The 14,449-nt window shown below is 70.3% G+C and carries 20 protein-coding genes and 1 pseudogene; 2 read left to right on the top strand and 19 right to left on the bottom strand.

What is annotated here, in order from left to right; genetic code table 11:
- Positions 1 to 5: 5 nt before the first annotated feature.
- The 5 genes from G567_RS32200 to G567_RS0115360 all read right to left on the bottom strand — a co-directional run bounded on the left by G567_RS32200 (position 6) and on the right by G567_RS0115360 (position 2,369).
- Positions 6 to 893: a hypothetical protein gene (locus tag G567_RS32200; protein WP_051233127.1), complete on the bottom strand. Its 888-nt coding sequence runs from the start codon at positions 891 to 893 to the stop codon at positions 6 to 8.
- The gene (locus tag G567_RS0115380) at positions 890 to 1,072 is read right to left on the bottom strand and encodes a hypothetical protein (protein WP_028930686.1); all 183 of its coding nucleotides are present in this window, start codon (positions 1,070 to 1,072) and stop codon (positions 890 to 892) included. The genes G567_RS32200 and G567_RS0115380 overlap by 4 nt, the downstream gene beginning before the upstream one ends.
- A 100-nt stretch (positions 1,073 to 1,172) precedes the next feature.
- Positions 1,173 to 1,400 carry a hypothetical protein gene (locus tag G567_RS0115370; protein ID WP_028930685.1) on the bottom strand — a complete coding sequence of 76 codons (228 nt, stop codon included), beginning with the start codon at positions 1,398 to 1,400 and terminating at the stop codon, positions 1,173 to 1,175.
- 34 nt (positions 1,401 to 1,434) lie between these two features.
- The gene (locus G567_RS0115365; protein ID WP_028930684.1) at positions 1,435 to 2,112 is read right to left on the bottom strand and encodes a hypothetical protein; all 678 of its coding nucleotides are present in this window, start codon (positions 2,110 to 2,112) and stop codon (positions 1,435 to 1,437) included.
- Between the two features lie 11 nt (positions 2,113 to 2,123).
- Positions 2,124 to 2,369, bottom strand: coding sequence for a hypothetical protein (locus G567_RS0115360; protein WP_028930683.1), 246 nt, complete (start codon positions 2,367 to 2,369; stop codon positions 2,124 to 2,126).
- Between the two features lie 40 nt (positions 2,370 to 2,409).
- Here G567_RS0115360 and G567_RS37205 point away from each other — a divergent pair.
- Together G567_RS37205 and G567_RS32195 are read left to right on the top strand one after the other, a co-directional pair.
- A pseudogene (locus G567_RS37205) lies at positions 2,410 to 2,562 on the top strand (NUMOD4 domain-containing protein); the annotation flags it as partial.
- An 18-nt stretch (positions 2,563 to 2,580) separates the two neighbouring features.
- On the top strand, positions 2,581 to 3,060 hold the full coding sequence (locus G567_RS32195) for an HNH endonuclease (RefSeq protein ID WP_051233125.1): 480 nt from the start codon (positions 2,581 to 2,583) through the stop codon (positions 3,058 to 3,060).
- On the opposite strand, the gene G567_RS32190 is transcribed toward G567_RS32195, so the two are convergent.
- The 14 genes from G567_RS32190 to G567_RS0115285 all read right to left on the bottom strand — a co-directional run bounded on the left by G567_RS32190 (position 3,039) and on the right by G567_RS0115285 (position 14,393).
- Entirely contained in the window at positions 3,039 to 4,961 is a 1,923-nt protein-coding gene (locus G567_RS32190) for a DUF5047 domain-containing protein (RefSeq protein WP_051233124.1), read from the bottom strand. The genes G567_RS32195 and G567_RS32190 overlap by 22 nt on opposite strands.
- The gene (locus G567_RS0115345) at positions 4,962 to 6,416 is read right to left on the bottom strand and encodes a hypothetical protein (protein ID WP_028930682.1); all 1,455 of its coding nucleotides are present in this window, start codon (positions 6,414 to 6,416) and stop codon (positions 4,962 to 4,964) included.
- A gap of 8 nt (positions 6,417 to 6,424) precedes the next feature.
- On the bottom strand, positions 6,425 to 6,931 hold the full coding sequence (locus tag G567_RS32185) for a hypothetical protein (RefSeq protein WP_147200995.1): 507 nt from the start codon (positions 6,929 to 6,931) through the stop codon (positions 6,425 to 6,427).
- A gap of 35 nt (positions 6,932 to 6,966) precedes the next feature.
- On the bottom strand, positions 6,967 to 9,519 hold the full coding sequence (locus G567_RS0115335) for a hypothetical protein (RefSeq protein ID WP_147200994.1): 2,553 nt from the start codon (positions 9,517 to 9,519) through the stop codon (positions 6,967 to 6,969).
- Between the two features lie 203 nt (positions 9,520 to 9,722).
- Positions 9,723 to 10,298 carry a hypothetical protein gene (locus G567_RS35540; RefSeq protein WP_186814193.1) on the bottom strand — a complete coding sequence of 192 codons (576 nt, stop codon included), beginning with the start codon at positions 10,296 to 10,298 and terminating at the stop codon, positions 9,723 to 9,725.
- 104 nt (positions 10,299 to 10,402) lie between these two features.
- Complete coding sequence (locus G567_RS0115325) at positions 10,403 to 10,867, bottom strand: hypothetical protein (protein WP_028930679.1); 465 nt, start codon at positions 10,865 to 10,867, stop codon at positions 10,403 to 10,405.
- A 15-nt stretch (positions 10,868 to 10,882) separates the two neighbouring features.
- Positions 10,883 to 11,023 carry a hypothetical protein gene (locus G567_RS34300; protein WP_154667155.1) on the bottom strand — a complete coding sequence of 47 codons (141 nt, stop codon included), beginning with the start codon at positions 11,021 to 11,023 and terminating at the stop codon, positions 10,883 to 10,885.
- A gap of 11 nt (positions 11,024 to 11,034) precedes the next feature.
- On the bottom strand, positions 11,035 to 11,310 hold the full coding sequence (locus tag G567_RS0115315; protein WP_028930678.1) for a hypothetical protein: 276 nt from the start codon (positions 11,308 to 11,310) through the stop codon (positions 11,035 to 11,037).
- A 9-nt stretch (positions 11,311 to 11,319) separates the two neighbouring features.
- On the bottom strand, positions 11,320 to 11,667 hold the full coding sequence (locus tag G567_RS0115310) for a hypothetical protein (protein ID WP_147200993.1): 348 nt from the start codon (positions 11,665 to 11,667) through the stop codon (positions 11,320 to 11,322).
- 14 nt (positions 11,668 to 11,681) lie between these two features.
- The gene (locus tag G567_RS0115305; RefSeq protein WP_028930676.1) at positions 11,682 to 12,092 is read right to left on the bottom strand and encodes a hypothetical protein; all 411 of its coding nucleotides are present in this window, start codon (positions 12,090 to 12,092) and stop codon (positions 11,682 to 11,684) included.
- Positions 12,093 to 12,449, bottom strand: coding sequence for a hypothetical protein (locus tag G567_RS34295; protein ID WP_028930675.1), 357 nt, complete (start codon positions 12,447 to 12,449; stop codon positions 12,093 to 12,095). It lies immediately after the preceding gene.
- A complete protein-coding gene (locus G567_RS29120) occupies positions 12,449 to 12,802 on the bottom strand; it encodes a head-tail connector protein (protein ID WP_037057388.1) in 354 nt (117 codons plus the stop codon). Before G567_RS29120 ends, G567_RS34295 begins: the two co-directional genes overlap by 1 nt.
- The gene (locus G567_RS0115290) at positions 12,802 to 13,038 is read right to left on the bottom strand and encodes a hypothetical protein (RefSeq protein ID WP_147200992.1); all 237 of its coding nucleotides are present in this window, start codon (positions 13,036 to 13,038) and stop codon (positions 12,802 to 12,804) included. The genes G567_RS29120 and G567_RS0115290 overlap by 1 nt, the downstream gene beginning before the upstream one ends.
- A gap of 5 nt (positions 13,039 to 13,043) precedes the next feature.
- Entirely contained in the window at positions 13,044 to 14,393 is a 1,350-nt protein-coding gene (locus G567_RS0115285) for a phage major capsid protein (protein WP_028930673.1), read from the bottom strand.
- Positions 14,394 to 14,449: the final 56 nt, after the last annotated feature.

The raw sequence follows: 14,449 nt of genomic DNA, 5'->3' as shown, positions 1-14,449 counted from the left end.
CTCGATCACCTCTCTTGGTTGTTGGACTGTGCGAGCCGCTGCGCGAGCAGCTCGACCACCCGGGCGGCGAGCGCGTCCAGATCCACCGGCGCCCCGCCGCCAGGCCCCGCCGGCGGCGTCGCCCGGTCTGTCTCCCGCGCCGTGAGCCGATCCACCTTCTGGTGCAGGCTGATCAAGTTCGGGTGGAGCTGGCGGGTCTCGACGTTGGCCCGGCGCAGGTAGTCGACGACCGTCAGCGTCTCGTCGGTGCCACCGGCCCAGGTGCGCCAGCCGGCGCGGCCGGTGGCGGGGTCGCCTTCGCCGGCGTACAGCTGGTGGTGCAGGGTGCGCACCAGCGCGAGCAGCTCGCCTTGCTCGGCGTCGGACAGGGCCATGAGCGGACCTCCTCGAGGGGCCGGGGATGGGTGGTGGGTGCCGAGCCGGTCGCGCCACTTCGCGAGCTTGGCCATGGCGTCGTCGGCGTAGCGCTCGGCTGCGGGCCCGCTGCCGTTGTAGCGGCGGAACCCGTCGCGCAGCCCGTGGCGGCCGATGTGCCCGGCCAGCACGGCGAACCCGACGCGCATGCTGACCAGCGGGTCCCAGCAGCCGCCGGCCCGGTCGGCCTGGTCCTGGTAGCCGGGCCAGGTCAGCTGGCACGGGCCCACACCCTGCGACCCGAGACGGCCGCGGTGCGGTTTCCAGGCGGTGTAGTTCTCGCGGGTGACCGGGCCACCCTTCTCGTAGTAGCCGCCGGTGGACACACTGTCGTGGCCCCACACGTTGCGGCCGCCCGCACTCTCTTTCTCCAGCAGCGTCGCCGCGGCCGCGAGCTCGAGACCGACCCCGGCGGCGATGGCGGCCACCTCGGGTGCGCGCAGGATGCCCCACGCCGCGAGGGAGTCGACGGCGCTCACCGCAGCCTCCGCGGTCGTCGGCGCGGGACCGGCACGGCGTAGGGCAGCAGCGGCGCCAGTGCCCGCCACAGCGCGAGCTCGTCGAGCGCGGCGCGCAGCGCGGTCTCCCGCCGCGTCCACTGCCGCTCGGCCTCGGCCAGCCAGCCGCCGGGGAACGCGGTCGGCTCGGCCGCGGTCATCCGAGCCAGCCCTGCGCGAGCGCCAGCACCAGCAGGGTGCACAGCGCGACGTACACGCTGGTGATCGGGTAGCAGCCCAGCATGCGTGCTGCCCGCGCGATCACGGTGCCTCCGGCTTCTGGTCCGGGCTCGGCTCCGGTTTCTGTCCGCCGAGGATCCGTGCCATCAGCCGGTCCCCCAGCACCGCACCCGGAAGCCCCATCATCGCCGCGGCCAGGCCGAGGATCGCCATCCTCGGCTCCGGTACCGCGACCGCCTCGTAGCCGGCCAGGGCCATCCCGCCGAGCACCAGCAGCGTCGCGTGCAGCCGCCCGTACCTCACCCGCATCCGACACCCACATCAGTCCTCCGAGGGTCGTTGGTCAGCCGACGAGCGCGAAGTCGATGTGCACCCAATTTCCGCCGTTCGGTTCGAGCGCGAGCGAGCCCCCGCTGTCCTGCCACGCCTCCAGCCGCACCGTGGTGCCCGCGGACAGCTGCCGGGTCGCCGACAGCGTTGTCGTGAACGGCAGCCCCGGGCCGGGGCCGCCGGCCTTGGCCAGGGTGGCGCCGCCCCCGGTGAACAGCTCGAAGGTGCGCTCGCTGGAGGCGGCGACGAACCGGGCCACAGCGGTGATCGCCCACAGCCCGCTCTGACCGAGGGTGAACTTGTGCCCGGACCCCTGTGTCGAGCGAGTGACCAGGGCGTGCGCGGCGGTCTCCACCCCGAACGCGACCACCGTGTCGGCGCCGGAGGGAATGGACTGGGCGGCGGTCGCGGCGTAGGACGCGTACGCGCTCGACCCGCCACCCCCGCCGCCGCCGCCGGACCCGCCGACCGCCACCCAGTCCGCGCCGGTGTAGATCAGCACACTGCCGGTGTCGGCCTCGCGGATCAGGAACCCCTCACCCACCCCGGTCGGGCGGGTCGAGCTCGTGCACGGGTAGGCGCGGGCCAGCCAGCCCTCAGTGTCCTCGGCCAGCTGCTGGGCGAGCTGCGGCCCGTTCGGGGCGTCCCCGAGCCCCGGATACCGCAGCCCGAACCGTGTCGTCGATCCCATCGGTGCCCTCCTTAGGTGGTCTGGTAGATGCGGCCGAGGATGATCGGGCCGGCGGCGGTGTTCGCGAGCAGCACGATTCCCACGGCGACCCCGGCGGGGTTGACCACGGGCAGGTTCTGCAGGATCACGGCGCCGCCGATGTTGACGGTGTTCTCGTAGGTGGTGGGGTTCCAGGCGGTGAGCCAGGCGCCCATGAGGGGGGCGACGGCGCCGTCGGGGGTGCGCGTGAGGAACAGCGCGGACAGGTCGTTAGCCATCGGTCACCCTGAAATTATCTATCCGCTGTAGACTGCATGCGTGGTTGAGCGATGGCGTCCTATCCCGGGATACAAGGACCGATACGAAGTCAGCTCGAAAGGCCGAGTGCGCAGTCTCGGCTTCTACTCGGGCAATCGGTGGGGAACCCGGACCTGGCGGCCAGGACGGATACTCAAAGGTGCAACGATCATCCCTCACGGGTACATCGGGGTGACCCTCGTCGGCGACGACAACGTGCACACCACCGCGAAGGTTCACCGCCTCGTCCTGCTGGCCTTCGTAGGTGAGCCGCCAGATGACAAACCGAACGCCCTTCACCGCGACGACGACCCAGCGAACAACTGCGTCGAGAATCTGTACTGGGGCACACGCTCGGAGAACACTGACGATTCGGTGCGCAATGGCTCGCATGTCCAAGCGCGCAAGGCGACGTGTGCCCTCGGGCACGACCTGGTGGCACCTAACCTCGTGCCGTCCACGACGAAAGCCGGGGGCCGGAGCTGCCTGGCCTGCAAGATGGCGATGGCGAACCACCTGCATGACCAGAGGCTGCGAGCGCAGGGACGGCAACGCACACGGTTCAACCGGGGGAAGGACGGTTTCCAGCGCCGAGCCGGTGAGGCGTGGGAAGACGAAGCACACCGCCGGTATCGCCACATCATGGGCGTTCATGCGTTCGGCCGATTGTAGATCCGTACCCACATGGCCTCCATCTTGGCGGGGTTGAAACCGTTCGGATAGAACGCATCGAGCTGGAAAGTGAGGTGCATGGGTCCGGGGGCTTCGGCGACCCGCCCGGAGAACTCGAAAAAGTATTCGCCATCAATCCAGCTCTTCAATGTGCGCGCCGACGGATTCCACTCGAACGCGTAATTATGCCAATTCTGGATATCCATTGGTTTGGAGGCGTACTCTTGCACGATCGGCTGATGGTTCGGATAGTGCAGATACGCCTCCGCCTTACCGGAATCACAGTTTGTCTCAAAGAAGTCGTACTCCGCCCCGGCCGGCCACTCGTCCGACGTCGGCCACGTAATCAGGACCGGGTGGTAGCGGTTACCGCCCGCACCCGGATCAATCGAATACGTGCGCATCCGCACCTCGATGCGGCAGCCGTACTCGTCGCGGCGGAACGCCATCCCACCGGTATCCCCGCCCGCGTTCCCGTAGCAGGTCAAGATGCCGTTAGCGACCGAAAACGCCGACGGCGTACGGCGACCATTCCCCGCGTGCCCCGGCCCGTCATACATCACCCACTTCGCCGAGCTCGGCGCGCCGGTGTACTGGAACTCGTCACCATCGACAACCGGGCCCCAGCCCAGAATCGCCGCGGCCTGCGTGCCGTCCTCCGGCCCACCCGGACCCGGGTCCGGGTTACCGGGGTTACCCGGATCACCGGGGTCCGGGTCCGGCGTCGGCGTCGGGTCAGGCTGCGTCTCGATCGACCCCACCGGATTCAGCTGACGGGTCACCACCTCGAGCGGGGCGTCCCCGACGAGCGGCACGGTCAGGTTGTCGATGACGTGCCGCTCCAGCGTGGTCCCGATCGCCGCGTCCACAACGTCGAGAGGCCGCAACGCCGGGTGCGGCACGCTCCAGACGGAGACGTTGGAGGGGAGCCCGGTGTAGCGGGCCAGCACGGTCGCGGCGGCTTGCTCGACCGCCTCAGCCGTCTTGAGCACCGGTGACGCGTAGTAGCGGGGGGCGGCCCCGAACTTCCCGGACCAGAACAGCGGGCTGTTGCGGTCGTTGTTGTACGCCAGCTGATAGCCGGTCGGGTGCGCAGAGTCCGACCCGTACGCCGACACGATGTTGTACACGCCCTCGCGGGACACCGACCGCGACGCGCGGACCAGGGTGCCGGTGCGGCCGGTGCGCAGCGTGTACACCGCCTGCTCGGACGGGTCGCGGTCCCGCGGGGTCACCCACAGCTCCCCGGCCTCGTCGAAGATCAGCACGCAGCCTTTCCCGGCGGCGAGCTTCGCCAGGAACTCGTAGGTGGAGTCCTCGACGACCTGCCCGGCCGGGACGATCGTCGTGTCCGGGTCGTAGCCCTGCCAGTGGATCGGGACCGAGTGGTAGATGTACATTCCGTAGCCCTCCTGCGAGGGCTGCCCGGACACGGCGGGGTCGCCGTTGACGAGCCGGTGGAAGATCACCCGATGCGACAGGCCACCGGCCGGGACCTGGTAGGGGTACAGCACCCGGTTCTGTTGCATCTGCTTGATCCGGTCCGAGCAGGTGACGCGGATCGGCCCCCACGGGGCGTCGTCCTGGACGACCTCGTCGATGCGGTAGTAGCCGAGCGGCACGAGCTCGCGGGTGCCGTCACCGAAGTCGATGCCGCGCTCGACGAACAGCTCGTTGCCGTAGGGCTGGCACAGCTCCCAGTAGTCACCGGGCACGGTCACGCTCAGTGTGGCTTTGACGTCCGATGTGGAGCCGAGCTTGACGTCCCCGCCGAGCAGCGGCAGCTCGATGCCGCCGGTCGGGGTCGTCCCGAACTGCGTGTCGGTGAGGACCTGCACCCGGGACACGGCACGGTGCGAGCCGGTGACGACCTCGGCGAACCGCGCGGACACCTCGTACATCTACTGGATCTCCTGCCAGGTCCCGGCCGCGTCGAGCAGCTCCTGCCAGGTGCCGTACTGGGCTAGCACCGTCTCCCAGGTAGTCGAGGCGCCGACCACGGACGGGGGCGGGGCGGTCACCTCGGTCAGCGGGATCCGCCACTGCGCCGCCGCCGACCGTGGGGTCGGAGGCGCCCACTCGTACTCGCCGACCGCGGCGTACATGCTCGGCAGCGGCGTGCCCGAGCAGGTGTGCAGAAAGATCGGATGCCCTTGGCTCAGCGCCGCGTCCAGCCGCTCCGTGTCGTCGATATCGCCGGTGCGGACCTGGATCTCTACCCGACGCGACGAGTGCACATCGGTCACGACGACCGGCGGGATCCGCCCCTTGACGTCGTAGGTTGCGTTGCGGGCCGCCCGCGTGATCGGCGACCACCCCGTCAAGGTGATCTTCCGGTTCAGGTACGGGGCGGCGATGAACTTGATCCACGCGTGCGCCGGGTCCCCAGACCGAATCACCTGCGCCGTCGCGGTCACCACATCCGCCGCGCCCTCCGGCGACGACAACCCCACGATCCGGTACGTCATCGGGACACCAGCGGTGTACTCGTAGTCGTCCACCGGGCGGGCCATCCGCCCACCGGACACGCTGACCTTCCCGCCCCGCACCTGCGTCCACACCGTCGACCCGGCCGGGCGGGAGTACACGACCGCGCAGATCGTCCCGGCCGGGAACCCGATCGCCTCCACCCTGATCCGGCCGTGGTCGTCGTCGTAGCCGGAAGCGACGATCAGCCCGGACTCGCCCCACGAGATCGGGTCGTCCCGGGTGCCCGAGCCGGTAGCCGCCCCGGTCTCGCCCCAGGTCGCGGTGTCTTGCCCGGTCGGGCCCGGCTGTGTGGCGGTCTGGTCCCCGCTGTCCGCCCACCCCCAGCTGTCGTCGCCGGTGATCAGATAGGAGCGTGAGTTGCCGGGGGTGCCCTCCCACGTCGCGCGCGGGCTGTCCCCGTCAAAGTAGTCGTGCAGCGTCGACCCGAGCGTGATCATCGAGGCCGTGTACTGCGCCTCACCGTCCCCCCCGGCGACGACCAGCACCGCGCGGGTCGCCCCCGCAGGGGGCACCGCCGCACCCGCACCGACCCCCGTATTGACGCGGGTCGTCGACCCAGCCGACAGCGTGTACGGCACAAACGACGACGACGACAGATAGCTACTGTCGTCGTACCAGTCGAACCCGACCGTCACCGTGCTTGCGGCAACCGCCCGAATATGCACCGACCCGACGTAGTAGCTGTCCGCGACAATCGGGATCTGATTCGCGCAGATCACATCCCCGGCCGCGGTCCCCGCGAACCCCGTAGTACGCGGCAGCGACGCATGCGCCGAGGTCGTGCGACCCCACCCAGCCTCACCGAACCACCCCGCCGCGTTGACCTTGCACGCCGGGTTCTCGACGAGATTGATCAGGGTGCCCATGAGTCAGCTCAGCTCGCCGTCACCGTGATCGTGAGCGTCCACTGCAACGAGCTGGTCTTGGTCCCGAACGACTGCACGAACCGGTTCACCAGCGTCGCCCCGGCCGCGGCGTTCGCCAGCCCCGCTTCCTCCCAATCGAAATTCGCTTCGCTCGTATCGAAAGTCGCCCAGAAAAACGCCTGATTCCCCGACACCGTCGGCGCAGCGTCGACCAGCTTGCGGAACTTGTTGGTGCCCTGCAGATCGGTCTGCCCGGCCGCCGCAGCGGCCGTGCCGTCCCCGACGCACACCCGCGCGTTCGTCTCGTCCAGCGCCGTCCCAGCGATCCCACACAACCGGTTCAGCAGCAGCGTCGCCCCCGCCGTCAACAACAGGTTGTCACCCTCGAGCACCTCGTACGGGGTGGCGCGGCGCAGGTCGTCATCGGCCCAGTACTTGGCGACCGTGGCGCGGCCGCGCCACCGGACCGCCCCGCCCAGCTCGGCGGCGCCCGTGATGGCGGCGGTCTCCGCCACCGTGGCCTGCTCGATCGTCACCGTGTCCTCCTGTCCTAGTAGCCGACGCCGGCGCCGGCGCCGACGGTGCGCCGGGTTTCGCGGTCACGCCGGTCCAGCTCTTCGCGGATGACCGCGCGGATCGGCTGCCCATCCAAGATCACTGTGATGTTGGTGCCGCCGACCGTGACCCGCGGCGCGGCGCCCGAGCTGGCGGCGGCACCGATCCGGCTGGCCAGGAAGTCCGGCAGGTTGAGCCCACCGGCGGCCATCGGGGCGATCCGCATGCCCATCCGTCTGGCGGCTTCGGCGAGGATCGACAGGGAGCGGGCGGAGCGGTCCAAGGGGATGAACGCTTCGGGGACACGCATGTTGTCGCCGATGATCCGCCAGGTGTTGCGGGGGACGACGTCGGCGCGTGAGCCGGACATGGGGCGCAGCCGGTGGCCGTTGAAGTACTTGAGCATGCCACCGGACGCCATCGGCGCCAGCACCCCGCCCATCGCCTGCGGACGGGGCGCGGACCCACCCGGGCGGCGGCCCTCGTCGATGTACTTGATCGTCCACACGGTGGTGCCGGTGCGCGGGATGTTGTCGATCGCCGGAGTGACCAGGTCCCGAGGGTCCAAGGTGATCGTCGCGTGCTGCCGGTCGCCGTACTGCACCGTGCCGTTGATCTTCCCCGTGGCGGGGTCCGGGTTCGCGTCCAGCACCATCGTTCCGGTCGATCCGTCCGCGAACTTCACCGACTGCACGATCTTCCCGTTCACCAGCCGAGGGTCCCCGTCGATCGCCACCGTGCCCGTCGACCCGTCCGCGTAGGCGATCTCGGCAGTGATCTTCCCGTGCGCGGCGGCCGTGTCCGCGTCGATCGGGACCACACCCTTCGACGCTCCCGCCCGGTTCAGCAGCGTGGCCAGCGCGCCACCGGCCGGTTCGGTGTTCCCGTCGATCGGCACAGTGCCAACCGACTCGTCGATCAGTCGCAGCACATAGGCGAGCGCGTCCTGCACCGGGACGGTCTTGCCCTCAATGAGCACCGACTCTTTCCCGGCGGCGATCTCCGAGAGGATATGCCGCAGGGCGAACCCGGCCCCGTTCGAGTTGCCATTGATGTTCACCTCCGGAGCAGCCGAGTTCACCTGCGTAATGAACCGGTCCAAATCGCCCTGCGCGGCCGTGCCATCGGCCTGCAACTTAATCGGATCCGGATGGTTCCCATTAATGTTGTTGACGATCCGCTGCCATTCCCAGCCGATCTCGTCGAAAATCCCGCCGATATCGCCGGACGCGATCTGCCCCGCGGCCTCCACGAAATCGTGTAGCTGATCACCCCAGTAGCTCAGGTTGTCGGCGTTCCCCCCGGCGGCGGCAAGGTTGACCTTGTCCATCTCGACCGCGACCGCCGCGACCGCCGCCGCCGCACCAAGCCCCTTCAACCCGCCCAGCTTGGTCCTCAAGGTCCCGGTCTTCTTCGCCGCACCATCCGCGGACCGGCCCAGCCCGTCGATCGCCGACGTCGCCCCACCCAGCCAGCCCGCCACCGACTGCGCCACCTTGAGCGCCTTCAACCCGCCGGCGTAGGCGACCAGCAGCGGCACCACCGCCGCCACGACTTCCTTATGCTCCGACAGGAACCCCGCCAGGCCCTGCAGCAGCGGCCCGACGACCTGCAACGCAGACACCAACGTCCCGCCGAACGCCTTCGCCGCCGCCTGCGCCGCCGGCGCCAGCTCGACGATCAGCGGCCCCGCCTCCCGCAGCGCCGCCATCAGCACATCCCGGGTCACATCCCCGGCGACCTTGAGGGTCTCCCCGAGCGCCTTGAGCGCCTCCTGACCCTCCACGGACTTGAAGAAGTCTTCGACGGCCTGCGTCGTGGTGACCATGCCGTCGAGGAAGTCACCCTGCCCCGACGACAGCCCGGAGAACACGGTGCCCCCGATCGAGCCGAGGTTCCCCAGCACGGTGCCGAACTTCTTGGCCGACTCCGCCCCCTGGTCGATCAGCTGCGAGATCCGGCCGGACTCCACCCCGGCATCCACCCACCGCTTGAACTTCCCGGTGACCGAATCCACAGCCGACCCGAGCCGACCCAGCTTGGACGCACCCACACCGCCGAGCCCGAGCAACCCGGACAGCACATTCCCCAGCGCCGGCCGCATCTCCCGCAGCAGATCCTGCGTGCCGCCGAGAACCTCGTTGACGTCGTTCACCGCAGACGGCGCCATCAGCGCCTTCGCCGCCGACCGGCCCATCGCGTTCATCTCGCCCGCGACCCCGGACATCCCGGTCTTCAGGATCGGCAGGTAGGTGCCGCCGAGCTCACCGACGTCGTCGGCGAACCCGGCGAAAAACCGGCCCTGCACCTCCTGCCGCAGCGCGGTCGCCTCCGGCCGCAGCGCCTGGAACGCCCGCGCGGTTTCCTGCGCGGCCGGCGCCAGATCGGCGATCGCCTCCGCGAACTTGGCCGGGTCGTCCATGCTGGACAGGGCGTCGCCGAACCCGGCGGTGGCCACCTTGAGCGTCGCCAGAGCGGCGCCACCGGCGAGCGCGGCACCGGGCACCGCGAGCAGCGCCCCCGACATGGACACGATCGCCCCGGTCAACCCGACCAGCGCGTTGACCCCGCCACCGGCGGCACCCAGCAGCGCGATGCCCTTCGCCGCCCCGACGAACGCCTTGGACAGAGACCTGTCGAGCCCCTCGCTCTTCGCCCGGAAGGCCTCGAGGTCGGCCTGTGCCTTGCGCGCCGCCCGGGACAGGCCGTCGACACTGCCGTCAAAACCTCACCCGGATAGTCCGGGATGCGCTAGCCACAGCTGTTCACCTCCTCACCATGCGCGAGGTCGTGCAGCTTGTGGCACGACTTGCACATGGGCCGGTAGCGAGCGACGTCCAGGCTGTAGAGCAGCCCGGTCCGCTCGTCGGTCTTCGGCTTCGGGTCGGTGTAGTCGTAGGCCCAGTCGGCGGCCTTGCTGCCGCACGTCACACACGGGGACTCGCACGCCTTGCCGCGCTCGCGAGCGATGCGCTGGTGCAGCAGCGAGTAGGAAGCCTCATCGCCGACCCACAGCGGATGCGCCTTACCGATCCGCTGACTGGCCGGGTTGTCCTCTCCGCGGACGTAGCCGAGCTTCTGCGGGTCGCCCTGCACCTTCCATCGGACGTAGTACTTGTAGCACCAGCCCCGGGCGCCACTGCGCCCAACGGGCCGGTCGCAGCCCACCGCCTGACACGGTCGATCCGTGCGCGTCGGGCCGAGCACCGGGCCGGTGGCGTACGGCGACCCGTGACGTCGCAGCGCCGAGTAATGGGTCCTGCAGTAGCTCTGCGCCTCGTGGACCAGGTCGCAGCCAGGAATAGAGCAGACGCGGGTAGCCTTCATGGCTAGCCCCCTCTCGCCGAGATCGAGTAGGTGGGTCAGGGGCCGGGTGAGCGTTGGCGCGCTCCCCGGTCCCGCCTCATCCTCCCATGTGGATGCGTTGGCCATCAGCCGGACCCCCACTTGCGGATGACCGAATCGGCGATCTCGTTCCAGGTGCGGTCGATCCGGTCCTGTTCACCCTCGATCGCCGTAAAGAACCAATAGCTATGCGCGCCCTGATGCGGCCGGTACTGCCGACCCGCCGACCCCCGATACCGTCGCCGCGCATACCAACCCGAACGGCGGTTCATCCCGAACTCCGACCCGAAGATCACACCCGACGACCGCTTCGTGCCACCGGCCTTGACCACCGGCACCCGATCCCGAACCGCCTTCACCGAGCTGGCCGCCCGCGCCGACTGCGCCGTGTCACCCATCCCGGACGCACGCGCCACCGCGGCCAACGACTGCGCGAGCACCATCGTCCGGTCCCGCAACTCGGCGGACGCATCCTTGGGCAGCTCACGGAACGCGCGGAGGGTGTCGCGGACCCCGGTGATCCGAACATTGATCGTCAACCCGCCGGCCATCCGCGCACCCCTCTCTCAGCCGCTCATCTGCGGACCGTCGTCGGCCCGCCGCCCGTCGTTGCTGCCGTCCAGCAGCTCGTACGCCGTCGCGATCACCCGCGCCCCCTCCGCCGCCCACACCGACGGCGGGATGCCGGTACGGACGGCAAGAGCCACCACCGACCGGCTCAGGGAGCCGGCTGGGTAGGGTCCGCCGCGTCCGCCGCCTCGTCGAACCGGGTCAGCTCGCATGTCGCCTCGAACTCCGCTTGGGTGCCGGTGAACAGCCGTTGCCGCGACGCCGCGGCGTACGCGAGCTGGTAGAACGCGGTCAGGGTCGGCGCGGCGAGCACCGCGCCCACCGACCGACCCGGCCCGGCCTTCTCCCACGCCAGCACGTCCCGCGACCCCGCGACCACACTGAACGGCTCACCCGAGTCCGGGACCACCCGAAAGTTGAACACCGCGACCCCTCAGATCCTGATCACAGCGCGCGTCACATCAGTGACCGCCGAGTAGTCGACCAGCGCCCGACCGGCCCCCTCCGCCGCGTCCGCGGGCTGCGCGAACGTCCGCGACGGCAACGGCCCAATCAGCCGATGAGCCCCAGCGGGCACCGTCACCGCCAGGTCGGCGAGCGCGAGCCCGTCCTGCGTCACCGGGGTCTGCACGGTCACCGTCACCGCCGCGACGCCGGCGTTGTCCACCCACACCGCGACCGCGCCGACGTCGACGATGTCCCCGTCGATCGTCGGGGCGGTCAGCGGCGGCGCCACCCCCGCCCGGGTGATCGGCTGCGTCGTCACATCCACACGTGCCATTACTCAGTCTCCGATCAGGGTCGGGAGTAGACGGGCTTACCGACACAGGGCAGGGTGACCTCGGTCTGCTCCGTGGTGCGGACCTCACCGCCGACGCTCGGGGCCTTGACCGTCACCGTGCCGGTCCACCGCACGTGCTCAGCCGGGATGTCCGGGTGGTGGTCCAGCTGAAACGCGACGTCCTGCCCGTCCTGCAACGTCAGGAAGTCAGAGATTCCACCTGAGCGCCAGTCGCTGTAGAACGTCAGCTCGAGCGACCAGTCCGGGTCGGTCTCCTCACGGAACTCGCCGTCCGGGCAGTAGGTGTACCGCTTCTCGCCGTCCTCCGAGTTGTTCACCATCTGCCAGGACACGACCTGGCACTGGTACTCGACACCGCCCAGATCAAATGTGATCTGCTTGAGCTTGCGGTTATGCGCAACCATTTACAAACTCGTTTCTATCTGCAATTCGTAACAAGGCAATTCGGTGGTGCCGGTCGACCACACCCCCGGATCGGCGCGGATCACCACCGCATCCGGCACCGTGTCGACCGCCGCCGCTACCAGCGGCGCCAGATCCCACAGCCGGGGCAGCGCCCGCTCGTCCGCCGCGACCACGACCGCGACCAGCCACCGCGCCGACACCGGGTCGGCACACGGACCACCCCACGTGAGCGCCGGCGGCCCGAGCACCACCCCGGGCGGGTCGATCACCGCGCCGAGGTCGGTGTAGACCCGCACCCCCGGCACGGTGCCCAGCGCGCTGGCCAGCTCGGCCGCGGCGTCCGCGACCGCGCCCATCAGGCGATCACCGGGGACCGGTAGCGGCCGATACGCAGCAGCCGCTCGATGTCCGGATCGAACGACGGCACCCGGGCGGCGCCGAGCTCGGCCATCGCCACCAGCCCATCCGGTGAGCGGCGGCGGGTGTGCCAGCGCCCGGCCAGCCGCAGCGTGCCGGTCACCAGGTCCGCATCCGGCTCCGGCAGCGTCGAGCCCAGGTCCCCGGCGAAGTCGAACCCGCCCGCGTGGACCCGCTGCACGAACACGACCGCGGCGTCCAGCATGGACGTCAACCGGGCGTCGTCGCGGGTGTCGGCCTCGTCGATGCCCAGGTCGCCCTTCAGCGCGGTCAGCGTCGGGGGCCAGGCCATCACGCACCGTCCTTCCGGGCGTGCCGGGCCCGCCGCCCGCCGCCGGACCCGACCGGCCGTGGCGCAGCGGTGAGCCCGAACGCCTCGAGCACCCGCAGCACCTCGGCCAGCGCGGCCCGCGCCTCGGTATCGACGACCTCGCCGCCGGCCGGGGCCGAGACGGCCGGCTGCGTGCCGACCGGCTCGACTCCCACACCCAGCGCCGCGGTGTGCAGATGCCTCCACGGAGGGGCCATCGCCATCAGACCGCCGCGGTGATGACGTTGCGCTTCACCGAGTCCCCGCTGTACTTCACGTGGACCGCCGAGTAGCCCCAGATCCCCACCTCGATCGAATGGGGGCCTGACTTCTCCTCGTAGCGGAACCGCATCAGCGCCGACTCGAACAGCAGCGTGTCCGCCGCGCGGGCGGCCAGGATGCTCTCCGGGTACTGCGTGACCCCGTCCGAGGCGATCACCCCGAGCCCGTGGATCCGCCCGTCCACCGCGACGCTGCCGGTGCCGACCACGTTCATCGGGCCGGCCGAGTCCATCGGCATCAGCGGCCGACCCGCGGAGTCCTTGAGCTTGAGCAGCTCGCCGTAGCGGGCCACCGACAGCACCAGGATGTCGGCGGGCAGCTTGCGGGCGTTGCGGACCGCGATGGCCAGGTCGATCAGGTCATCGGAGACCGCGAGGTTGCCCGCGGCGGTGTCCCACGCGGCCTCGTTGGCGTAGGTCGTGACCGCCGTCCCGGCCGCGGTGACCATCGCCGCGACCACCTTGGCCTCGATCTTCTGGTTGTACACCGACAGCAGGTCGCCGTAGATCAGCCCGTCGATCGCCGGGTTGGCCATGTCCAGCATCTGCCGGGAGAAGACCTGCGCCCCGGTGGTCGGCTTCGGGGTGACCGTGACCGTGTCGCTGTCGTAGGCGTCGGTCGACGTCGGCGCGGTGTTCTCCGACGCCTGCTCGGCGACGATCGTGTCGGTACCCGCGGTCTGCCGTGGCAGGGTCAGCGGCCGCGGGTCGTCCCCGAGCGGCACCTGCCGCACCGCCCCGGATGCGCGGCGGCCCTGCCGGGCGATGGTCTGGTACTCCTCCACCAGCCAGTGTGGCGCGACCAGCCCGACACCCTCGTTCGGGGTGTCGAGCGCCCGGTGATGCTCGGCGAGCCGCCGCGAGGCGTCCTGGTAGCCCTGCTTCGCCCGGAACATGTCGCCGAAGAAGCTGTGCTCGCCGCCCTTGCGGTAGTGCCCGGGGTCGCGGTCGCGGGTCTGCGCGGTGCCGGTCAGCGCCTCGGCGCCACCCGACCGCGTCTCGCCGCCAGCTGCGCGGGTGTGGTCCCCGGTCGCCTCCGGCGGCGGGCCGTCACCGGCCGCGGCGATCTCCGCCGCCGCCACACCGACCTTCGCCGAGCGGCGCTCGAAGTCCGCCAGGGACTCGATCTCGCCGGCCAGCTTCTCCGCGTCCGCCGCCCGCGTCCGGATCGTGCCCAGCTCGTCCTCGGTGAGGTCCCGGTTCTCGGCCACGGCGAGCGCCTGCAGGCCCTCGATCTCGGTCCGGATCTCCTGATACTGCTCGCGCTTGCGCACGAGATAGGGGGATGCCACGACGTGTGCTCCCAAGTCGATAGGTGTGTAGGTCCACCTAGAGACCGGGGTGTCGC

Origin of the sequence: Pseudonocardia asaccharolytica DSM 44247 = NBRC 16224, assembly GCF_000423625.1 — a bacterium.
Taxonomy (GTDB): Bacteria; Actinomycetota; Actinomycetes; order Mycobacteriales; family Pseudonocardiaceae; genus Pseudonocardia; species Pseudonocardia asaccharolytica.
The sequence above is the reverse complement of the archived record's forward strand: the minus strand, read 5'-3'. Positions and strand labels throughout refer to the sequence as shown.